19 protein-coding genes are annotated in these 21,311 nt (G+C 71.9%); 4 read left to right on the top strand and 15 right to left on the bottom strand.

Annotated features, from left to right (window positions below; genetic code table 11):
- Positions 1-58 precede the first annotated feature (58 nt).
- Both FF100_RS00150 and FF100_RS00145 read right to left on the bottom strand, forming a co-directional pair.
- On the bottom strand, positions 59-1,123 hold the full coding sequence (locus tag FF100_RS00150) for a patatin-like phospholipase family protein (protein ID WP_139033550.1): 1,065 nt from the start codon (positions 1,121-1,123) through the stop codon (positions 59-61).
- Positions 1,124-1,262: 139 nt separating this feature from the next.
- A complete protein-coding gene (locus tag FF100_RS00145) occupies positions 1,263-1,754 on the bottom strand; it encodes an Lrp/AsnC family transcriptional regulator (RefSeq protein ID WP_139033549.1) in 492 nt (163 codons plus the stop codon).
- A gap of 118 nt (positions 1,755-1,872) precedes the next feature.
- On the opposite strand from FF100_RS00145, the gene hppD reads away from it, so the two are divergent.
- Positions 1,873-2,991, top strand: a complete 1,119-nt coding sequence (hppD, locus tag FF100_RS00140; RefSeq protein WP_139033548.1) for a 4-hydroxyphenylpyruvate dioxygenase — start codon at positions 1,873-1,875, stop codon at positions 2,989-2,991.
- A 302-nt stretch (positions 2,992-3,293) separates the two neighbouring features.
- Here hppD and FF100_RS00135 read toward each other — a convergent pair whose 3' ends face one another.
- The 5 genes from FF100_RS00135 to FF100_RS00115 all read right to left on the bottom strand — a co-directional run bounded on the left by FF100_RS00135 (position 3,294) and on the right by FF100_RS00115 (position 8,141).
- Positions 3,294-3,605, bottom strand: a complete 312-nt coding sequence (locus FF100_RS00135; RefSeq protein ID WP_139033547.1) for a DUF1330 domain-containing protein — start codon at positions 3,603-3,605, stop codon at positions 3,294-3,296.
- Between the two features lie 33 nt (positions 3,606-3,638).
- Entirely contained in the window at positions 3,639-4,349 is a 711-nt protein-coding gene (gene pyrF, locus FF100_RS00130; RefSeq protein WP_139033546.1) for an orotidine-5'-phosphate decarboxylase, read from the bottom strand.
- 370 nt (positions 4,350-4,719) lie between these two features.
- The gene (locus tag FF100_RS00125; protein WP_139033545.1) at positions 4,720-5,427 is read right to left on the bottom strand and encodes a uracil-DNA glycosylase family protein; all 708 of its coding nucleotides are present in this window, start codon (positions 5,425-5,427) and stop codon (positions 4,720-4,722) included.
- A 40-nt stretch (positions 5,428-5,467) separates the two neighbouring features.
- Complete coding sequence (locus tag FF100_RS00120; RefSeq protein ID WP_139033544.1) at positions 5,468-7,672, bottom strand: xanthine dehydrogenase family protein molybdopterin-binding subunit; 2,205 nt, start codon at positions 7,670-7,672, stop codon at positions 5,468-5,470.
- A gap of 13 nt (positions 7,673-7,685) precedes the next feature.
- Positions 7,686-8,141: a (2Fe-2S)-binding protein gene (locus FF100_RS00115; RefSeq protein WP_139033543.1), complete on the bottom strand. Its 456-nt coding sequence runs from the start codon at positions 8,139-8,141 to the stop codon at positions 7,686-7,688.
- A 247-nt stretch (positions 8,142-8,388) separates the two neighbouring features.
- Here FF100_RS00115 and FF100_RS00110 point away from each other — a divergent pair, with 247 nt between their 5' ends.
- On the top strand, positions 8,389-9,924 hold the full coding sequence (locus tag FF100_RS00110) for a sensor histidine kinase (protein ID WP_139033542.1): 1,536 nt from the start codon (positions 8,389-8,391) through the stop codon (positions 9,922-9,924).
- A gap of 198 nt (positions 9,925-10,122) precedes the next feature.
- On the opposite strand, the gene FF100_RS00105 is transcribed toward FF100_RS00110, so the two are convergent.
- The 3 genes from FF100_RS00105 to FF100_RS00095 form a co-directional block, all read right to left on the bottom strand.
- Complete coding sequence (locus tag FF100_RS00105; RefSeq protein ID WP_139033541.1) at positions 10,123-11,355, bottom strand: sensor histidine kinase; 1,233 nt, start codon at positions 11,353-11,355, stop codon at positions 10,123-10,125.
- Positions 11,356-11,532: 177 nt separating this feature from the next.
- Positions 11,533-12,393 carry a phosphoribulokinase gene (locus FF100_RS00100; protein WP_139033540.1) on the bottom strand — a complete coding sequence of 287 codons (861 nt, stop codon included), beginning with the start codon at positions 12,391-12,393 and terminating at the stop codon, positions 11,533-11,535.
- A gap of 2 nt (positions 12,394-12,395) precedes the next feature.
- On the bottom strand, positions 12,396-13,256 hold the full coding sequence (locus tag FF100_RS00095; protein WP_139033539.1) for an FIG domain-containing protein: 861 nt from the start codon (positions 13,254-13,256) through the stop codon (positions 12,396-12,398).
- A 246-nt stretch (positions 13,257-13,502) separates the two neighbouring features.
- On the opposite strand from FF100_RS00095, the gene FF100_RS00090 reads away from it, so the two are divergent.
- A complete protein-coding gene (locus FF100_RS00090) occupies positions 13,503-14,441 on the top strand; it encodes a LysR family transcriptional regulator (protein ID WP_139034246.1) in 939 nt (312 codons plus the stop codon).
- 22 nt (positions 14,442-14,463) lie between these two features.
- Here FF100_RS00090 and FF100_RS00085 read toward each other — a convergent pair whose 3' ends face one another.
- Positions 14,464-15,600 carry an HD domain-containing phosphohydrolase gene (locus tag FF100_RS00085; RefSeq protein WP_139033538.1) on the bottom strand — a complete coding sequence of 379 codons (1,137 nt, stop codon included), beginning with the start codon at positions 15,598-15,600 and terminating at the stop codon, positions 14,464-14,466.
- Between the two features lie 674 nt (positions 15,601-16,274).
- A complete protein-coding gene (locus FF100_RS00080; RefSeq protein ID WP_246101914.1) occupies positions 16,275-16,607 on the bottom strand; it encodes a hypothetical protein in 333 nt (110 codons plus the stop codon).
- 341 nt (positions 16,608-16,948) lie between these two features.
- Here FF100_RS00080 and FF100_RS00075 point away from each other — a divergent pair, with 341 nt between their 5' ends.
- The gene (locus FF100_RS00075) at positions 16,949-17,827 is read left to right on the top strand and encodes a S49 family peptidase (protein ID WP_139033537.1); all 879 of its coding nucleotides are present in this window, start codon (positions 16,949-16,951) and stop codon (positions 17,825-17,827) included.
- Between the two features lie 6 nt (positions 17,828-17,833).
- Here FF100_RS00075 and FF100_RS00070 read toward each other — a convergent pair whose 3' ends face one another.
- From FF100_RS00070 to FF100_RS00060, 3 genes are all read right to left on the bottom strand, one after another.
- Positions 17,834-18,211 (bottom strand): hypothetical protein, encoded by a 378-nt coding sequence (locus FF100_RS00070; RefSeq protein WP_139033536.1) that lies wholly within the window; start codon positions 18,209-18,211, stop codon positions 17,834-17,836.
- A 230-nt stretch (positions 18,212-18,441) separates the two neighbouring features.
- Entirely contained in the window at positions 18,442-19,119 is a 678-nt protein-coding gene (locus tag FF100_RS00065) for a L,D-transpeptidase (protein ID WP_425463271.1), read from the bottom strand.
- A gap of 64 nt (positions 19,120-19,183) precedes the next feature.
- Positions 19,184-21,271, bottom strand: coding sequence for a prolyl oligopeptidase family serine peptidase (locus tag FF100_RS00060; RefSeq protein ID WP_139033535.1), 2,088 nt, complete (start codon positions 21,269-21,271; stop codon positions 19,184-19,186).
- Positions 21,272-21,311: the final 40 nt, after the last annotated feature.

Here is a 21,311-nt window from a genome sequence, read left to right as displayed (position 1 = left end):
TCCGGGCTCCGCCGCGCGGCCCCGGAACGACGGGGGAGGGGATGAGCCGGCCGGTGCCTCACACCGGCGCCACCGCCGCCGAGATCATCTCGTGGATCTCCGGGAGCAGGCGCCGCGTGGCCTGGCGGCCGAGCTCGATGCATTCCTCGGCGCGGTGGAACTCGAACAGGCCCATCTGGGCGAGCTTGGGGTTGATCATCACGTCGGGCGGATCGCCGGCGAGCCGTGAGCGCGAGATCCGGTCCTGGGTGATGTTGAAGGCATCGACCATCACGCTGGCGATGCCGCTCGGCGCGCCGGCCTCGGGCCGGGGCTTCGGCGGGGATTTCGGCTTGGTGCGCCGGCCGCCGATCAGCGGCCAGCGCCGCGGCTCCTCCGGCATGGCGCCTGCGGCCTCGGCGGCGGCCTCCATCACCGCGTCGGCGCCTTCCGCCCCGTGCGACTGGATCACCGTGCCGCGCACCCGCATGTCGCCGTTGAGGTTCACGCACAGGACCACGTCCGCCCCGAGGGCGCGGGCCGCCGTGACCGGCACCGGGTTGACGAGCGCCCCGTCCATCAGCCAGCGCCCGGCGATCTTGACCGGATCGAAGATGCCCGGCAGCGCGTAGGACGCCCGCACCGCCTCGACGAGGCCGCCGCGGGTGAGCCAGATCTCGTGGCCGGTGCCGAGCTCGGTCGCCACCGCCGCGAAGGTCAGCGGCAGGTCCTCGATGCGCGCCGTGCCCAGATCGCGTTCGAGCAGCCGCCGCAGGCGCTCGCCGGCGATGAGCCCCGAGCCGCTGATGTGGAAATCGAGCAGGCCCATCACCCGGCGCTTGGTCAGCGACAGGGCGAAGTCGCGCAATTCCCCGAGCTTGCCGGCGGCGTGGCAGGCGCCGACCGCGGCGCCGATCGAGCAGCCGGCCACCACGTCGATCGGGATGCCGGCCTCGCGCAGCACCTCGATCGCCCCGATATGCGACCAGCCCCGGGCGGCGCCGCCGCCGAGCGCCAGGCCGACCTTGGCTCGCCGCGGCCGCGCGGGCTCCGGCACCGGAGGAACACCCGCGGCACCGAGCACGCCGTCCGCTGAGCGCCGTATCGGCGCGCCGGAGAAGAGTGCGATGCCGTCCCACCTCATGGCGCCTGACCTCTGCCGGGTCTGTCCCGGTTCGCAGTATGGCCTGGATCCCTCAAGCGTTCGTCAACGGCAGAGGTTGCATCACCATCTCGATGGGGAGCGGGCCGGCACGGCCCCAACGGCAACCGCGCCCATGCCCTCAGCCGGAGGCCGGCCCGCGTGGCAGCGGCAGGGGCGCGGCCTCCTTCAGCGTATCGAGCACCACCGAGGAATGGACGTGGGCCACGCTCTCGTGCGGCAGGAGCACGTCGTTGACCAGAGCCGACAGCGCCTTCAGGTCGGGGACGATCAGCTTCAGCAGGTAGTCGCTGTCGCCGGTCATGACGTGGGCCTCCAGCACGCAGTCGAGGCCGCGGACCAGCTCGGCGAAGCGCCGGGCATTGTCGCGGTTGTGGGTGGCGAGCGCCACCTTGGTGAAGACCGTGACGGTGAGGCCGAGCGGCCCCGGCGCCAGCTCCGCCCGGTAGCCCCGCACCACGCCGCGCTCCTCCAGCCGCAGGCGCCGGCGCGAGCACTGGCTCGGCGACAGGTGCACCCGCTCGGCGAGCTCCTGGTTGCCGAGCCGGCCATCTTCCTGCAATGCCGCGAGGATCTTCAGGTCGAAACCGTCGAGAGTGAGAGGATCGGTCATCGAAGGCCTCGATCGTGCGCGATCCGTGCATGCGGAGCGGGACGGCCCCCGGATTTCGCACGCTCCGCGCACGCGGTCCATGCTCTGATAGTCCCGACAAGACGAGGAGCAGGCACCCATGGGCCCCTATCCGCACGACGCCCCGGCCGCCGAGATCACCGCCGCCAACCCAATGGGCACGGACGGGTTCGAGTTCGTGGAATACGCCCATCCCGAACCGGAGGCCCTGCACGGCCTGTTCCGGGCCATGGGGTTCACCGCGGTGGCGCGCCACCGCAGCAAGGCGATCACCGTCTACCGCCAGGGCGACGTGAACTACCTCGTCAACGAGGAGCCCGGCAGCCACGGCCACCGGTTCGTCGCCGCCCACGGCCCCTGCGCCCCGTCGATGGCGTTCCGGGTGGTCGACGCCCAGGCCGCCTACGACCGGGCCTTGTCGCTCGGTGCCGAGCCGGCCGATCCGGCGGACGGTACGAAGACCCTCGACGTGCCGGCGATCAAGGGCATCGGCGGCTCGTTGCTCTACTTCGTCGAGACCTACGGCGCGAAGGGCTCGCCCTACGAGGCCGAGTTCGAGTGGCTCGGCGCGCGCGACCCGAAGCCGGAGGGTCTGGGCCTCTACTACCTCGACCACCTGACCCACAACGTGCATCGCGGCCGGATGGGCGTCTGGGCCGGGTTCTACGAGCGGATCTTCAACTTCCGCCAGATCCGCTACTTCGACATCGAGGGCAAGCATACCGGCCTGTTCTCGAAGGCCCTGACCTCGCCCGACGGCAAGATCCGCATCCCGATCAACGAGTCGGCCGACGAAAAGAGCCAGATCGAGGAATACCTGCACGCCTATAACGGCGAGGGGATCCAGCACATCGCCTGCGGCTGCCGCGACATCTACGCGACGATCGAGGCCCTGCGGGCGGGCGGCGTCGCCTTCATGCCCTCGCCGCCCGGCATGTATTACCGCCGCGTCGACCGGCGCCTGCCCGGCCACGGCGAGCCGCTGGAGCGGATGGAGCGGAACGGCATCCTGATCGACGGCGAGGGCGTGGTCGAGGGCGGGATGACCAAGATCCTGCTGCAGCTGTTCTCGGCCAACGCGATCGGGCCGATCTTCTTCGAGTTCATCCAGCGCAAGGGCGACGACGGCTTCGGCGAGGGCAACTTCAAGGCCCTATTCGAGTCGATCGAGGAGGACCAGATCCGCCGCGGCGTGCTGGCGGCGGACGCGGCGGCCTGAGGGCGTAGCCGGCCCAACTCGCGACTTGGGCGGGAGGCGGACACCGACGGGCGGACGCTCCGTCGTAGGCCACTCCCTTTCCCGGCCGACTGCAACGAAGTGGAAGGGGATCCGGGATCCAGCACGAGAATTCGCGAAGCGTCGGTCTGTCTGCAACGGTGCAGCATCCGGAGCCGCGTCGCGGCGAGTCTTACGGCTGGATCCCGGATCTCCTTCCGCTGACGCTGCAATCGTCCGGGAAAGGGGCGGCTAGCGACGGGCCATGTGACCGTATGACGACGGGGGGCAGCGCCGTCGAGGTCTCACCCCTCCCCGGGCTGCACCCCGTCATAACCCTCGATCACGATCAGATCGATCTCGGCGCCGCCCTCCTGCTTGGCGCGGGCGGCCTGATACTCGGGCGAGTGCCAGCAGGCGAGCGCCTGGTCGTAGCTCGGGAACTCGATCACGACGTTGCGGGCGCGGCTCGATCCGAGCACCGCCTCGAAGCTGCCGCCGCGCACCAGGAAGCGCCCGCCGAACTTGGCGAAGGCGGCGCCGTTGGCCGCGACGTAGTTCTTGTAGGCCTCCGGCTTCGAGACGTCGACGCGGCCGACCCAGTATCCCTTCGCCATGGGTTTCCTCCCTCGTTGTTAGGCTTTGCGGTTCTAGAGCGCCGCCGCCATCTCGTCGACGATGCGGCGGGCGACGTCGCGCGGGTCGGCGGCCCCGGTGATCGGGCGGCCGACCACGACGTGGTCGACGCCGGCGCGCATCGCCGCGGCCGGGGTCACGACCCGCTTCTGGTCGCCGATCTCGGCGCCGGCCGGGCGGATGCCCGGGGTGACGATCAGCCGGTCCGGCCCGAGGATCGCCCGCACCTGCGCGGCCTCCGCCGCCGAGCAGACGATGCCGTCGATGCCGATCGCCTTGGCGGCCGCGGCCCGCACGGCGACGAGGTCGGCGACGGTGAGCCCGTAGCCGGCCTCGCGCGCATCGGCGTCGTCGTAGGAGGTGAGCACCGTGACGCCGAGGATCTTCAGGCCGGTCCCCGCCGTGTCGCGCCCGCTCGCCGCCGCCCGCATGGTCTGCGGATAGGCGTGCACCGTGAGGAAGGTGGCGCCGATCCCGGCGAGCGACTGCACCCCCTCCTCGACGGTGTTGCCGATATCGTGGAGCTTGAGGTCGAGGAAGACCTTGTGGCCGCCCCGGACCAGCCGCTCGGCGAGGCCGAGGCCGCCGGCATAGCCGAGGCGGTAGCCGATCTTGTAGAAGCTCGCGGCGTCGCCGATCCGCTCGATCAGGCGCTCGGCCTCGTCGGGGCTCGCCATGTCGAGGGCGACGATCAGGCGGTCGCGGGGGCTGATGGGCTCGGGCACGGGACCCTCCGTACGTGAAATGCGTACGCTCCCATCGGGGGAGTGGGGCCGGGAATCAAGCCCTGCGCGTCGTACCGGACCAATACGACGTGAGGCCAACCGCGCCGGAGCGTGCCGTCATGCGGCGGTGCCCACGAGGGATATCGCCGACAGGCGTGGTAGGCCTCGCGCCCTTTCCCGGACGATTGCAGCGAAGCGGAAGGAGATCCGGGATCCAGCACAAAAAGTCGCGAAGCGGCCGTCTGTCTGCAGCGTCGCAACATAAGGAGCCGCTTCGCGGCAAGTCGTACGGCTGGATCCCGGATCTCCTTCCACGGCGTTGCAGTCGTCCGGGAAAGGGGTGGGAATCATCAGGTCTCCGGCAGGCCGATCATCGCGAAGCCCGATGCCCGACCTCCCCGGCCAACCGCGCCACCTCCTTCCGCAGCACCGGCAGCAGCTCCGCCTCGAACCACGGATGCTTCTTCAGCCACGGCGTGTTGCGCCACGACGGATGCGGCAGCGGCAGCAGGCGGGGACGCTGGGCTTGCGAAAAAATCTCGCGCCAGCGCGCCACCGTGCCGGTGAGGCCGCCGGGCTGGCGGCCGAGATGCCAGGCTTGCGAATACTGCCCGATCAGCAGGATCAGCTCCAGCTGCGGTAGCCCGGCGAGCAGCGGCGCCCGCCAGGTCTCGGCGCATTCCCGCCGCGGCGGCAGGTCGCCGCCCTTGGCGTCGTGGCCGGGAAAGCAGGCGCCCATCGGGACGATCGCGATCAGATCGGGGTCGTAGAAGGCCGGCTCGTCGAGGCCGAGCCACTCGCGCAGGCGCTTGCCGGACGGGTCCTGGAACGGCACCCCGCTCTGGAACGCCCGGTTGCCCGGGGCCTGGCTGGCGATGCAGATCCGGGCCCGGGACGTGCCCTGGACGATCGGCCGCGGCTCGACCGGCAGGGGAGGGCCGTGGCGGGGGGCGTCACGGCAGAGCCGGCAGGCGCGGACGCGGTCGGCGATCGCGGTGAAGTCCGGGGCGGCGGACGAAAAAAGGGTGCGGCTTTCGCCGCACCCTGAAGTCGTCTCGGGTCCAAAACTGGAAGTCATCCCTTTCATATAGGGCGATGGTTAAGGGTGTGGTGCGCGATCACACGCCGCGCAAGGCCGTGAGGTCGAGGGGCAGCGAGCGCAGGCGCTGCCCGGTGGCGGCGAACACGGCGTTCGAGATCGCCGGGCCGAGCACCGGCACGCCGGGCTCGCCGATGCCGGTGGGGGCGGCGGCCGACGGCACGATGTGGACCTCGACCTTCGGCATCTCGCTCATCCGGGTCGGCTCGTAGGCGTCGAAGTTCTTCTCCTGCACCTCGCCGTCCTTGAAGGTGATCTTGTTGCGCAGCACCGACGAGAGCGCGAAGCCGACGGCGCCCTCGACCTGGGCCCGGATGATGTCCGGGTTCACCGCCACGCCGACATCGACCGCCGCGACGATCCGGTTGACCTTCACCTTGCCGGCCTCCGCGGTCACGTCGGCCACCATCGCCACGTAGGAGCCGAACGACTCGTGCGCGGCGACGCCGTAGCCGCGGCCGGGCTTCTGCTCGCGGGCGCTCCAGCCCGATTTCTCGGCGGCGAGCGTCAGCGCGGCGGAGAGCCGCGGCGCTTGGCGGAGCAGGCCGAGGCGATAGGCCACCGGGTCCTGGCCGGCGGCGTGCGCCAGCTCGTCGATGAACACCTCCATCGCCTGCGCGGTGTGCGAGTGCCCGACCGAGCGCCACCACAGCACCGGCACGCCCTCGCGGGCGTTGTGGACCTCGAACCGGTAGGCCGGCAGCGCGTAGGGCGTGTCGGACGCCCCCTCGACGGTGGTCGCGTCGACCCCGTCCTTCACCATCATCGCCTCGAGCGCCGTGCCGATGATGATCGACTTGCCGACGATGCGGTGCTCCCACCCGGTGATCGCCCCCTTGGCATCGAGGCCGGCCCGGATGCGGTGATAGGCGGCCGGGCGGTAATAGCCGCCGGTGATGTCGTCCTCGCGGGTCCAGACGAGGTGGATCGGGGCCTTCTCGCCGGTCGCCTTCAGGATCGCGGCGGCTTCCGCGATGTAGTCGGCGGACGCCGTGGCGCGCCGGCCGAACGAGCCGCCGGCCCACAGGGTGGTGATGCGGACCTTGTCGGCGGTGGTGCCGAGGATGCCCGCCGCCACGGCCTGCTCGATGGTCTGGAACTGCGAGCCGGCATAGATGTCGTAGGATCCGTCCGCCGCCCGCTCGATCGTGGCGTTGAGCGGCTCCATCGGCGCATGCGCCAGGTAGGGGAAGCTGAACTCCGCCTCCAGCACCTTCGCCGCACCCTTGATGGCGCCCGCGGCATCGCCGCTCTTCGAGGCGACGAGGCCGGGCTTGTCGGCCATCGCCTTGTAGGCGGCCTGTTGCGACTCGGTCGATTGCCGCTCGGCGCCGGCATCGTCCCAGGTGAGCGCCAGGGCCTCGCGGCCCTTCATCGCCGACCAGGTGTCCTTGGCGACGACCGCGACGCCGCTCGGAATGCGGACGACCTGCACGACCCCCGGCACCGCCTTGGCGGCCTTGTCGTCCACGCTCTTCAGCGTCGCGCCGAAGCGGGGGGCGCGGGCGACGAGCGCCGTGAGCTGGCCCGGCCGGCGCACGTCGAGGGCGTATTGCGCGCTGCCGTCGGTCTTCGCGGCCGAATCGAGCCGCGGCAGCCTGGTGCCGATCAGCCGGAACGCGGAGGGGTCCTTCAGCGTCGGGTTCTCGGGAATCGCCTGGACCGCCGCCTTGGCCGCAAGAGCGCCGAACCGGCTCTCCTTGCCGCTGGCGTGGCGCAGCACGCCCTTCTCGATGGTGATCTCGCCGGCCGGGACCTTCCAGTCCTGGGCGGCGGCGGCGACCAGCATCGCGCGGGCGGCGGCGCCGGCCTTGCGCAGCTGGATCCAGGAATTCGCCACCGCGGTCGAGCCGCCGGTGCCCTGGATCGGCCCGAAGGCGAGGTTGTTGTAGAGGCTGGCATCGGCCGGGGCGAAGACCGCCCGCATCTGCGCCCAGTCGGCGTCGAGCTCCTCCGCCACGATGGTGGCGAGGCCCGTCGTGTTGCCCTGGCCCATGTCGAGGTGCTTGATCACCACCGTCACGGTGTCGTCGGCGGCGATGCGCACGAAGGCGTTGGGCTTCGCCGGGGCCTTGGACAGGTCCGGGCCGCCCGCGGCCCGCGCGCCCTTCGGCGCGAGGTGCAGCCCGATCACCAGGGCGCCGCCGGCGGCGGCGGTGCCGCGCAGGAAGGCGCGGCGGGAGGAGAGGCCGGAATCGCGGCTCTTGAGTCTGTGGTTGAGCATGGCGGCGTCCCGGTCAGGCGAGGGAGCGGGCGGCGTCGTGGATCGCCGCGCGGATGCGCTGGTAGGTGCCGCACCGGCAGACATTGCCGTCCATGGCGGCGTCGATGTCGGCGTCGCTCGGCTTCCTGTTCTCGGACAGGAGTCCGATCGCCGACATCATCTGGCCCGACTGGCAATAGCCGCACTGCACCACGTCCAGCTGACGCCAGGCCGTCCGCACCGCCTCGGCCACCGGGCCGGAGATCCCCTCGATCGTGGTGATCTTCCCCTCGCCGACATCGCCGAGGCGGGTCTGGCACGAACGCACCGGCTGCCCGTCGATATGGACCGTGCAGGCACCGCATTGCGCGATGCCGCAGCCGTACTTGGTGCCGGTGAGGTTCAGGTGATCGCGGATCGCCCAGAGCAGCGGCATCTCGGGATCGGCCTCGACCTCGTAGGTCCGGCCGTTGAGGGTGAGCTTCGTCATCGTGCGCTTCCGACGAGAGGCTGGAATGCTTCCAGACCTGCTTGTGTGCGGCTGCTCCTGCACTGCCGGCAAGCGGGGCCGATGTGCGCTGGCGCACCCGCCCGCGCGTGCCCCAGGGGCAGGGCGGGACGGGAAATTGCCTCGCATTCGTGGGGTTCCGGCAGGGGGACCTTAACGAAGTTCGGGCAGCCTCTTCCGGACCGGCCGACGGTCTCCCGCGGCGAGGGAGCGGCACGGCCCGATCGCGATGTCCGAAGTCACGGCGCAAATGGTGCAGCGCGGGCGCGGCCCGACGGCGGAGGAGGCGGCCCGGCGGCGCAAGGTCGCCCGGGACGTGCGCTCCGCCCGCGAGCGGCTGACCTCGTCGATCGGGCTCGAGCGCGCCTTCGACTACGAGTTGCTGCGCGTCTACGCCCAGTACCGCCTCGGCGCCTTCTTTCCCCTGGTGCTGCTTGCCTGCTGCATCGCCGCGGCCTCGGTGTTCTGGGCGCCGTCCCTGCTGAGCGGGGCCTGGTGCGCCGGCGTGCTCGCGGTGATCGCCGGGAACACCGCCCTGTCCCGCTCGCTGCTGCGCCAGGATCCGGACGCGATCTCGCTCCGGGTCTCGCGCCGGCGGGTGATCCTCGGCGAAGTGGTGCAGAGCGTCGCCTGGGCGCTCCTTGCCCTGATGCTGGTCAAGGTCGACGCCGCGAATGCCCGCACCTTCGTGATGTTCGTCCTCGTCATCGTGGCGGCCGTCACCACGATGCTCGCCGCCACGGTGCCGCTCGCGGCTTACGCGGGCCTCATGCCGCTCAGCGCCGCCACCGCCGCGCTGCTGTTCCTGTCGCGCGAGGGGGAGTCGGTCCTGCTCGTCGCCATGGCGGTCTGCGCGCAGCTGTTCTTCCTGTTCCTGTCGAACCACCTGCACGCCTCCACCGTCTCGGCGCTGCAGTCGCGGGCCGAGAAGGACGCGATCTTCGGCGAATTGGAGCAGGCCAAGGCCAATTCCGACGAGGCGCGCCGGCGGGCCGAGGAGGCCAACCTCGCCAAGTCCCGGTTCCTCGCCACGATGAGCCACGAGCTGCGCACGCCGCTCAACGCCATCCTGGGCTTCTCCGAGGTGATGAAGAACGAGGTGTTCGGGCCCCATTCCTCGGCCTCCTACCAGGAATACTCGACCGACATCCACGATAGCGGGTTGCACCTGCTCAACCTCATCAACGAGATCCTCGACCTCTCGCGCATCGAGGCCGGGCGCTACGAGCTGAACGAGGAGGCCCTGCAGCTCGCCTACGTGGTCGAGGAGGGGCGGCACATGATGGGCCTGCGGGCGCGCGCCAAGAACCAGACCTTCCGCGAGTTCATCGACCCGACCCTGCCGCGGCTCTGGGCCGACGAGCGGGCCCTGCGCCAGATCGTGCTCAACGTGCTGTCGAACGCCGTGAAGTTCACGCCGCCCGGGGGCGAGATCACCATCAAGGTCGGCTGGACCTCGTCGGGCGGCCAGTATGTCAGCGTGAAGGATACCGGCCCGGGCATTCCCGAGGACGAGATCCCGACCGTGATGTCGTCCTTCGGTCGCGGCTCGCTGGCGATCAAGACCGCCGAGCAGGGCTCGGGGCTGGGGCTCCCGATCGTCAAGGGCCTGGTCGACCTGCATGGCGGCGGCTTCCAGCTGAAGTCGCGCCCGCGGGAGGGCACCGAGGTGATCGTCACCTTCCCGGCGACCCGGGTGATGGACGCGCTGCCGCCGGTGGCCGGGGAGAGCGCCGCGCCGGCGCGGCCGATCAAGGCGGCGTGAGGCGCTGCGCGCGCCCCCGCCGACCGATGGCGCCGAACACGCGACCGGGCGCCCTGATCGACACCTCTCGCCGTCAGCCCGGGGTTCGACGCAGCCGAGAATCCGGAATCCGTCGTCGCTGAGAATTCGGAAGAGGCCAGCGGCCCTCCACTTCGTCCTCCATCGTCAGCGGCGGTCGATCCCCTACCGGGCAACCCGTCACGTCAACGGAATATCCAGCACGAAATGCGCCCCCGGCCCGCTCTCCTCGGTGCTGAGCCGCCCGTCGAGCTGGCGGATCAGGCTGGCGATGATCTTGAGGCCGAGCGAGCGCTGGCGCATCGACACGTCGAAGCCCGGCGGCAGGCCGATGCCGTCGTCGCGCACGGTCAGGCGCAGCCCCTCGGCCTTCACCGACAGGGCCACCTGCACCGGCCCGGTCTCCTGCGGATAGGCGTGCTTGACCGCGTTGGTCACCAGCTCGGTGACCACGAGCCCGATCGGGATCGCCTGGTCGGCGCTGATCACCTTCGGGTCGGCCTGGCAGGCGAGGCGGTGGCCCGGTGCCTCCTCCTGGAGCTTCGCCACCAATTCGCGCAGGAACTCCGCCAGGTCGACCATGCCGAGCTGGTGGATGCCGCGCCAGAGATGGTCGTGCACCTCGGCCACGGTAGCGATGCGCGCCCCGGCATCCTCGAGGGCGTGGCGCACCTCGTCGGACTGGGCGTCGCGCGCCTGGAGCCGCAGCAGGCCCGCCACCACGCCGAGGCTGTTCTTGACCCGGTGGCTCATCTCCCGGGTCAGCTGGACCTGATGGTCGAGGGCGTCGCGCAGGCGCGCATCGCCCTGGTGGCGCTCGACCGCGATGCCGATCAGCCCGGCGAAGCCGGCGAGGAACTCCTGGTCGGCCCGGTCGAAGCCGTGGCCCTCCCGGCCCCAGGCCTCGAGCACGCCGTAGGCGCGCCGGCTCTCGTCGCCGAGGGCGATCGGGACGTTGACCGCGTGGCAGATATCGGCGGGCGCCAGCCCCTCCGGCAGGTGGAGCCGGGCCCCATCGGGCTCGGCCGCACCCTGCCGCGGCTTCCCCTGTCCCGACCTGGGGTGGATCCCGTTGGCGAGCACGCCGGCACCGGTGCGGAAGGCGTAGGAGCTGGGCGTCGCCTCGTCCCCGGCCGTCACGTCGGTCCCGACGAGATCGGCGCGCAGGCCGGTGCAGGCCCGGATCACGAAGGCGTGGTCGGGGGCGCGGTATTCCAGCACCTGGCAGCAGGCGGCGCCCAAGGCCTCCGCGCACAGCTCGCTGGCGCGTTGCAGCAGCGCGTCGAGATCGCGGGTCTGCAGCGCCATGCGGGCGAAGGCGCCCATCAGCGCCTGCTGGCGCAACCGGTACGGCAGCTCCGCCCGGCCGTTCCCGGCCTCGGACGCCTCGCGGATCGACCCCTCACTCGCCATGGTCACTCGCCACGCACCGGGATTGTCGGCACCGGGATTCTCGCCATACCGGGTGCCTTCCCCAGAGTGCCTGTCCCCCGAAGCACGTCGGATGGCCGGACTCTTACGCCATCCTGTCGCGAGCACAAGCCGGGAACGCGGGCAGGGGTGCAGGGGGCGGGAGCACCCGGCCCGCCGCTACAGCAGCCGGCGCCGGTGCTCGACGAGGCGCAGGATCATCGGGGTCAGGATCAGCTGCATCGCGAGGTCGAGCTTGCCGCCGGGGATCACCACGGAGTTCGCCCGCGACATGAAGCTGCCGGCGATCATCGAGATCAGGTAGGGGAAGTCGATTCCGCGCGGGTCGCGGAAGCGGATCACCACCATCGATTCGTCGGCGGTCGGGATCCAGCGGGCGACGAACGGGTTCGAGGTGTCGACCGTCGGGATACGCTGGAAGTTGATGTCGGTGTTGGTGAATTGCGGGCAGATGGTGGTGACGTAATCGGGCATCCGGCGCAGGATCACGTCGGTCACGGCTTCCGTCGAGTAGCCGCGGGTGGCCTTGTCGCGGTGGAGCTTCTGGATCCATTCGAGGTTGATCACCGGCACCACGCCGATCTTGAGGTCGGCATGGGCGGCGATGTCGATCCGCTCGTTGGTCAACGCCCCGTGCAGGCCCTCGTAGAACAGCAGCTCCGAATCCTCGGGGAACTCCTCCCAGGGCGTGAAGGTGCCCGGCTCGGCGCCGAACCGCGCGGCATCCTCGGCATCGTGGACGTAGTGCCGGGTGCGGCCGCGTCCCGAGGCGCCGTATTCGCGGAACACCGCCTCGAGCTCGAGCAGCAGGTTCGCCCGCTCGCCGAAATGGCTCAAGGTCGGCTCCCGTGCCTCCGCCTCGCGCATCCCCGCCCGGTCGAGGGCGTGGAAGGCATCGCCCTCGATGAACACCGCCTCGACACCCTCGCGGCGGAAGATCTGGTCGAAGGTGTTGCGCACCGAGGTGGTTCCGGATCCCGACGATCCGGTCACCGACACGATGGGATGGCGTGCCGACACCGTCAGGTCCGCAAGAGCCCGCGGGTGGCGAAGAGCGGCGAGCGGTCGGCGTCGAGGCGGGCGAGGCTCGCGACATCCCGGGCCGAGCCGAAGGCGAGGGCGGTGCCCTGGTGCAGGGCGGTGGCCGGGATGTCGAGGATCGCCCGCCCGCGCCCGTCCGTGGCGCCGCCGCCGGCGGCCTCGATCGCCAGCGCGACGGGAGCCGCCGCATGGACGAGCCGGACCTCGCCCGCGTCGCGGCGCCGATGCAGACCGCCGCGGACGAGCACGCCCTGGGCGGCCGCCGCCAGCGACAGGCGGGCGGCCTCCGCGGCGGGGCGGGGCCCCGCTTGCGGCACGCGCAGGGGCGCCGGCGGCCGGAAGGCGCCGGTCTCCGGATCGAGGACCCGCGTCGTGGTCGCCGTGCCGTCGGTCAGGGTCAGGAGGGTGCGCGGGCCGTAGGTGACGAAGCCCGCCGCCACCTGGCTCCTGCCGGAGCCCAGGAAGGCGGCGCGCGGGTCCGAGCCGGCGGGCCGCAGGGAGAACAGCGTGCCGGCGGGCATCCCGCTCTCGAGGTCGTCCGCCCCTTCGAGCGGACAGAGGGCCAGCACGAGGGAGGCCCCGGGCATCCGCGGCTCCGGCGCCGCCCCGTCGTCCCAGGCGATCGCCGCCACCTCGGCCTCCCGCAGGGCCGCGGCGAAGATCCGCCGGGCCGCCGCCGCCGGGTCGCCGGGCGCGCCCGCCGGCATCGCCGCGATGCCCGCCGGCATCGCCGCGATCATCGCCGCGGTTTCGGCGGCGGCGGTCGCGAGGGCGGTGAGGACCGGGGCGAGATCCGGGTGCCGCCGCGGCGGTCTCGCGTCGATGAGGGCACTCAGAAGCATGGTGCGATCCCCCCAGGATGCCCGCCGCGCCGGGCTTGCTTGCCGTTGCGTTCCGGCCGTGCCGGGCTTGCCTGCTGGTGGCCGTCCGTGGCTTACCCGTTCGTGTCGGCGCGGTTCCAGATTAGCGTCCGGGGCCCGTGTCCGTCACCCTGTCCCGAAGTACGGGATGCGCCGGCACCGGCCGCGATGTCGGATCGCCGCCCGATCGATGATCGACGGCCCGAGGGGCGGATGGCGCAGGAACGGATTCGCAACCTCTCGCTCAAGCAGCTCCACGCCGTCGCGGCGATCGCGCGGCTCGGCACCATGACCCGGGCGGCGCAGGAGCTGAGCGTCACCCCGGCGGCCCTGACGGCGCGGATCAAGGGGCTCGAGGACGAGATCGGCCTCCTGCTGTTCGACCGCACCCATGCCGGCCTGAAGCCCACCGATGCCGGCCGCGAGCTGATCTGGGCGATCGACAGCATCGGCACCGTGCTCGAGACCTGCACCGAGCGGCTGCGGGCCCTGCGCGGCGGCCAGGGCGGCCGGGTCGCCCTCGGCGTGGTCTCGACCGCGAAATACTTCGCGCCCCGGATCGTCGGCGGATTCGCCAGGGCCCATCCGGGCGTCGAGATCGACCTCGTGGTCGGCAATCGCGGCGCCACCGTCGAGGCCCTGCGCGACTACCGGATCGATCTCGCGCTGATGGGCCGACCGCCGCGGGACTTCGCCATCGCGGCCGAGGCCTTCGGGCCGCATCCGCTCGTCGTCATCGCCGCTCCCGACCACCGCCTCGCCGGGCGGCGCGGCCTGACCCGGGAGGAGCTGGCCGAGGAGCCGTTCCTGGTACGCGAATACGGCTCGGGCACCCGCACGGTGTTCGAGGAGTTCATGACCGGCCTGCTGATCCGGCGCGCCCGCATCGGCATCGACAGCGGCTCGAACGAGACCATCAAGCAGACGGTGATGGCGGGCCTCGGCATCGCGCTGATCTCCGGCCACACCGTCGCGTCGGAGCTGGCGGATGGCCGCCTCGTGCTCCTCGACGTCGAGGGCCTGCCGATCCGTCGCGACTGGTTCGCGGTCCGCCGGGCCGACAAGGTGCTGAGCCCCGCCGCGACGGCGTTCTGGGACTTCCTGCTGGGGGAGGGGGCCGCCTGGCTGCCGGCCCTGCCCCGGGACCTGCCGGTCCCCGCCCCGTAACGCCGGTTCCGGACGGCGGCCGTCAGGCCGCCGCGTCGCGCGGCGTCGCCGCGCCGGCGGCCGGGACCTCCCGGGGCAGGGCCGGCACCCGGGCCCAGGGCTCGATCCGGAACGGGATGTCGCGCAGGCGCGACGAGGCGCTGGCGCCGACCGCCACGATGTCGTTCCAGCGCGACAGGAAGGCGGCGACGCAGGCCGGGTCGAAGTGCCGGCCGCTCTCCGCCTCGATGCAGGCCCGCGCCTCGTCGAACGGCATCGCCGCCTTGTACGGACGCTGGGTGGTCAGCGCGTCGAACACGTCGGCGACGGCGACGATGCGCGCGGCGAGCGGGATCGCCGTTCCGGACAGGCGGTGGGGGTAGCCGCTGCCGTCCCAGCGCTCGTGATGCGCTTCGGCGATCTCCGCCGCCAGCCCGATCAGCGCGCAGGTGCTGCCGCCCAGGATGCGCTTGCCGATCGCCGCATGGGTGCGGATGAGCGCGAATTCCTCCTCGTCGAGGCGGCCGGGCTTGAGCAGCACCCCGTCGGGGATCGCCACCTTGCCGACGTCGTGGAGGGGCGCCGCCAGGTAGACGCGGCGGCACAGATCCGCGTCGAGCCCGAGCGCCTCGGCCATGATCTGGCTGTAGCGGGCGACGCGCCAGGTGTGGTCGCCGGTGTCGTTGTCCCGGTACTCGACCGCCAGCGAGAGGCGGAAGATGATCTCGGACTCGCGCTCGCGCAGGGTGCGCACCGCCGTCTCGACCTCGCCGGCGAGCCAGGAGGCCTGGTCGTCGAGCCGCCGCACGGCGCCGGCCAGCCGCATCAGGTTGCGCAGCCGCACCTTCAGCTCGACGCGGCTGATGCGCTTGTCGACGAAGTCGGTCGCCCCCGCGTCGAGGGCCTCGAGCCGGACCTTGTCGCTCACCTCGCTGGTGATCATCACGATCGGCACCTGGGCGTAGTGCTCGATCCCGCGCAGCTGGCAGATCACCGCGATCCCGTCCATCTCGGGCATGTTGTAGTCGACCAGCACGAGGTCGAAGGCGCGCATCCGCGCCTCGTCGAGCGCCGACAGCGGATTGTCGAAGATCGCGGCCGTCGCCTGCCCGTCATGCTCCACCAATCTCTTCAACCGGGCCAGGACCGTCCGGCTGTCATCGATGACGAGTATGTCCATCCGCCCATCTCCCGCGACGCACGATGTCCGGCCTTGGGCCGATCCCCGCGGCATGAGAGCCGAGAGCTCCCCCGAGCGTGAAACCAGGATGTGGTCTGCTCACCGGGCGATCCTGGATTTTCGGGCTTAACCGTGAGTAAACAGCCGTTCAGGGACGCCGGCCTCACGGTTAGGATTTCCCGGCCGTGGCCATCCTGCCCCGCCCGTATCGCTTTCGGGGCCGGCGGCCCCCCCCTTGCTACTGAGGTGGTGCGATCAAAACCGAACGCCGTGGCGCACGAAGCCGGGAGCGCTGCACGATTGCGCTGGGACTATTATTATAGGCCGGCTCGACTTCATTATGGCGGCAGTCTTCGCCGGTATCGTCGTGTCGTCATTCCGGCATCGCCAGATCTGTGGGTCCGTTGCTAGGCACGAACATCTCGACGATGCGCGGGCTGACGGGCGCGGCCGCGATGACCGGGCGGCCGAATCGTGGGTCGGCCGGTCGATTTTCGCAGCGTGAAACAGCGCAGGTCACCCCTTGCCGAGGTCGGCAAGAGAGGACCTGCGCCCTTTTCCGCGCATGCGGCCCTGTCGCCGGAACGTGGCGTGCGGTCCGTCGCCGGCCTGCCGGCACACGCATCGGTCACTGTGCCGGACGGGATCGCGGCGCGGGCGGCGCCGCCCGCGGGCTAGAAGTAGAAGCGCGGGCCGTAGATCCGGCGATAGTACGGCCGGTAATAGGGCCGGTAGTACCGCCGGTAATACGGGCGATAGGCGCGCCGGTAATACGGACGGTAGGCGTAGCGCCGGTACGGCCGGTAGCCGTAATACCGCCGGTAGGGCCGGTAACGGTAGTAGCGGCGATAGTAATAGGCCTTGTCGACCAGGGGTGCGGCGGTGCCGACGCCCGCCGCGACGGCACCGGCGGTCGGCAGGGCGGCGGCGGAGCTGCGGCTGGTGCCGAGCCCGATTCCGGCGACGAGCAGGGTCAGCACCAGGCTGATCCATCGAAGGGCGCGCATGTGATCGATCTCCCTCGGACGGCGCGGCATTCCCTGCCGTCGCCGCGGCTTGCGGCTTGACAACGTGGCTCGTTCCCGCCGGTTCTCACCTCCGGCGGGACGCCCGTCGGACGACCGAGGGGCGCTGGCGGATCATCTAGACGCGGACTGCCCCGCTTCAATCGTTGGGCGTGAAAAACTTCGCGTCATCTTCCGGCTGTAACGGCGGAGTCTCGCCGAGACAGGCCGGTGCCGGGGGGCTCGAAGGCCCGGCCGGGGGCTGCGTCGCCCCGGCTCGCTTGCCGGGGCCCTCCGGTCCGCCTACCTCTCGGCTCCCCGTTCGTCGGAGACCCCGCCCCGCCATGCCGTTCCGGCCTCTCGCCGCCCTGCGCGCCCTCCTGCCCGAGGCCCTCCTGCCCGGGTGCTGGGCCCGCCGCCACCCGGTCGTGCCGGTCGTCCGCCTCAGCGGCGCCATCGGGGCGGTCTCGCCACTGCGGGCCGGGCTCTCCCTCAGCGCCTGCGCGCCGGCTTTGGAGCGGGCCTTCGGCATGAAGGGCATCCGGGCGGTGGCGCTGGTCATCAACTCGCCCGGCGGCTCGGCGGCGCAGTCGCACCTGATCTTCCGCCGCATCCGGGCTCTCGCCGCCGAGGCCGGGGTGCCGGTCCTCGCCTTCGTGGAGGACGTCGCGGCGTCGGGCGGCTACATGATCGCCTGCGCGGCCGACGAGATCCACTGCGACCCGTCCTCCCTCGTCGGATCGATCGGGGTGGTCTCGGCCGGGTTCGGCTTCACCGGGCTGATCGAGCGCCTCGGCGTCGAGCGCCGGGTCCACACCGCGGGCAAGGCCAAGGCGATGCTCGATCCGTTCCGGCCCGAGAACCCGGACGACGTCGCCCGGCTCAAGGCCATCCAGGCCGACGTGCAGGCGATGTTCACCGAGCTGGTGCAGAGCCGCCGGCCCGGCCTCAAGGGCGATCCCGACGATCTGTTCTCGGGCGCGGTCTGGACCGGTCGCCAGGGCCTGGCCCTCGGCCTCGTCGACGGCCATGGCGACGTTCGCTCGGTGCTGCGCGCCCGCTTCGGCGACAAGGTCAAGCTGCCGCTCGTGGAGCAGGTCCGCGGCGGCCTTCTCGCCCGGCTGCTGCGCCGGCGCGAGCCGGGGGCGGTCGGCCTCGCGGCGGTCGAGGGCGCGCTGGCGGTTCTCGACGAGCGCGCCGCCTTCGCCCGCTACGGCCTGTAGGGCCCGCTAGGGCGTCGTCCCGTCCCGCAGGCTCGCGGGCAGCTGGGTCAGGCACAGGATCTGGTCCTGGCGCTCGTAGGTCTCGCGCTCGCGGATCGCCCGCTCGACCTCGTCGGTGCCGGCGCTGGAATAGCGCAGGCCGAACGGGATCGAGCCGTCCTTCGGGTAGGTCGAGAGCTTGCGCCGCGTCTCGGCCCGGCAATAGGCGGCCCAGTCCGGCGACAGGCCGAGCCGGCGGGCATATTCCGCTACCACGACGCCGACCCGCCGCTGCGCCTCGCGCTCGCTGCGGGCCAGCGCACGGTCGTCGAGCCCGTTGATGAGCCCGCTGACGACGAAGCCGAGCGCCACCGCGATGCTCATCAGGACGAACAGGCTGCGCATCCCGGGCCTGCTCCCTCGTGCGGCGGCGTCGGCGATAGGTGTCGCGCGGGGCGGAGTTCGGCAAGGCGGTGCGGGTCGGGGGCGGCTCGGCGGATCGCTGCGCCGTCTCCGACGGGTATCGCTCCCTCCCGGTCATACGAGCGCCGGATACCGGATCGGTCCGGGCTCCGCGGACGCGGTCCCGGAACGACCGGGAGGGTTTTACCGCGGCCGGAGCGCCATCACGGCCCTCAATATGACAGTCCGTACGCGTCATACGGCCCGCGATAGGGCGACGGATAGACCGCTCCGACCGGCTGCCAGCTCTCGTCGCCCCACGGGTCGTAGGCGCGGCCGCGGCGGGCGCGGGCGACCGGGGCGAAGCCGTCCTGCTCCCGGCGCAGCCTCGCTTCCCGGGGCGGCGAGGCCCGCCCGGCGATCACGGTCTCGTCGCCGCCGATCACCACGCGGGTGTTGCCCATCCCTTCCGCCTTGACGAGGGCGAACAGGGTCGCGGCCTTGCCCGGCGCGAGGCGCACGCAGCCATGCGAGGCCGGGGTGCCGAGGCGGCCGGTATGGCTGCTGCCGTGGATGGCGTGGCCGCGACCGGTGAAGAAGATCGCGTGCGGCATCGGCGCGTCGTCCCACTCGCGCGAGCGGTGATCGACCGCCATGCGCTGCGGCGAGAACGCGCCGCGGGGCGTGCTGTAGCCGTCCATGCCGGTCGAGACCGGCCAGTCGTAGAGCGTCCGGCCGTCCCGCGAGACGGTCATCCGCTGGGTGGTCTTGTCGACCTGGATCAGGATCCCGGCCCGCGCCTCGCTCGCCGATAGACTGGACCCGGCCACGCAGAGGGTGACGAGGAGGGTGGCTGCGGCGCGCATCGTGAAGAATTCCTTACCCGGCAGGACGCGGAAGCGATAGGCCACGCTTCGCTGCCGGATTGACGTGCGCGCTGCGCCCCGGTTCCCGGGTTTTACTGCGCAGAAACCATTATGTGCCGGCCACCTCCGGCTCCCAGCCGATCGCCCGGCGCAGGAAGGCGGCGCCGAGGGCCGCGAAGGCGGCGGTCTCGGCGCTGGTCTTGCCATGCGAGTGGCCGCCGGCCTCGGGCTCGTAGAAGCGGGCGTCGTAGCCGAGGGCCTGGAGCTTCGCCGCCATCTTGCGGGCATGGCCCGGATGCACCCGGTCGTCGCGTCGCGTCGTGGCGATCAGGATCGGCGGGTAGGGCCGGCCGGCTCCGGCGACGTGGTAGGCCGAGATGTGCTGCAGGAAGGCCCAGTCCGCCGGGTCGTCGGGATCGCCGTACTCGGCGATCCAGCTCGCGCCGGCCAGCAGCTTGGTGTAGCGCCGCATGTCGATCAGCGGCACGGTGCAGAACAGCGCCCCGAACCGCTCGGGGTAGCGCGTCAGCATGTTGGCGATGAGCAGCCCGCCGTTCGAGCCGCCCTCGGCGGCGATGCGGCCGGGCGTCGTCACGCCGCGGCGCACGAGGTCGGCGGCCACCGCCGCGAAGTCGTCGTGGGTCAGCGCCTTGCCCTCGCGCCGGCCGGCCTCGTGCCAGCGGGTGCCGAACTCGCCGCCGCCGCGGATATTGGCCACCACCCGGGTGCCGCCCTTGGCCAGCCAGAGCCGGCCGAGCACCGCCGAGTAGCCGGCGAGGTTCGTGACCTGGAAGCCGCCATAGCCGGAGAGGTGCACCGGCGCCTCGCCGGTCTCCCCCGGCGGCCCGGCCTGGACATAGGGAATGCGCTCGCCGTCGCTCGACACCGCCTCGTGCCGGGTCACCACCAGGCCGTCGGCCTCGAACAGGGCGGGGGCCTGCTTCAGCAGCGCCGGGGCGGCGAGGTCCGGATTCGTCGCCAGCAGGGTCGAGGGGGTGATGGGGTCGTTCGCCGCGACCAGGAGGTCGCCGTTCGATTCCTCCTCCTCACCGTCCATCGACCACACGCTGACCACGCCGAGCTCCGGCAGGCCGGCGACGCGGCTCTCCGCCCATCCGCTCGCGGACGGGGTGAAGACCGGGAACACGGCCTTCAGGTCGTCGAGGACCGAGATCACCAGCCGCCCGCCGGTCCAGAAGAAGCCTTGCAGCGCCCGGCGCGGGCCGGGGGTGAACAGCACCTGGAAGGTCCTGTCGCCGGCCAGGAAGGCCTCGAGCCCGATACCCAGCACGCTGTCGGCCGGACGGGTCGTGCCGCCGACCTCCCAGGGCGTGCGGGTGCGGATCGCCAGGTGGCCGCGATGCCAGTGGGCGTCGGCGTCGGTCGGGATGTCGAGGCGGGTCTTCGGCCCGGTGCGGTCGCCGAGATCGATCGTGCCGTCGAAGAAGCCGGTGCGCTCGGCGAAGACCAGGCGTTCTGGGCTCGCCTCCCGGTCCGGATAGCCGTAGGCGACCATGCTGGCGGGGCCGGCGGAGAAGATCACCGGAGCCTGGAGCGGGTCGGTGCCGCGCCGCCACAGCCGCACGGTGCGGGCGTAGCCCGACGGCGTCGCGTGCTCGGGCCCGCCGAGGGGGGAGGCCAGGAGCAGCGTGTCGGGGTCGAGCCAGACCGGGATGCTCTTGGCTTCCGGCAGCGTGAAGCCGTCCGCGACGAAGCGGCGCCCGGTCAAGTCGAACTCGCGCACGACGGTGGCGTCGCCGCCGCCGCGGGAGAGCTGGACCAGCGCCCGCGCGTGGCTGCCCGGCAGGCTGGCGGCGCCGCTCCACACCCAGTCCTCGCCCTCGTCGCGGGCGAGCGCGTCGAGATCGAGCAGGATCTCCCAATCCGGCTCGGGCTGGGCGTACGCCTCCTGCGTGGTGCGCCGCCACAGGCCGCGGGGATGCTCGGCATCCTGCCACAGGTTGTAGAACAGGCCGCCGCGCCGGGTGACGCCCGGGATCTTGTCCGGCCGGTCGAGGGCGGCCTTCAGGCCGTCGCGGTCGGCGGCGTAACGGCCGTCGGCATAGGCGGCGAGCGTATCGGCGTTCTGCGCCTCGACCCAGGCGAGCGCCCGCTCGCCGTCGATCTCCTCGAGCCAGAGATGGGGATCGTCGTCGGGGGCCTGGAGGGTCGGGCGGGGATCGGGATTGCGCGTCATGCCGGGCCCTTCGGGTTCAGGGATGAGGTCAGATCTAGCT

This window comes from Methylobacterium terricola, from assembly GCF_006151805.1.
Lineage (GTDB): Bacteria > Pseudomonadota > Alphaproteobacteria > Rhizobiales > Beijerinckiaceae > Methylobacterium > Methylobacterium terricola.
The sequence above is the reverse complement of the archived record's forward strand: the minus strand, read 5'-3'. Positions and strand labels throughout refer to the sequence as shown.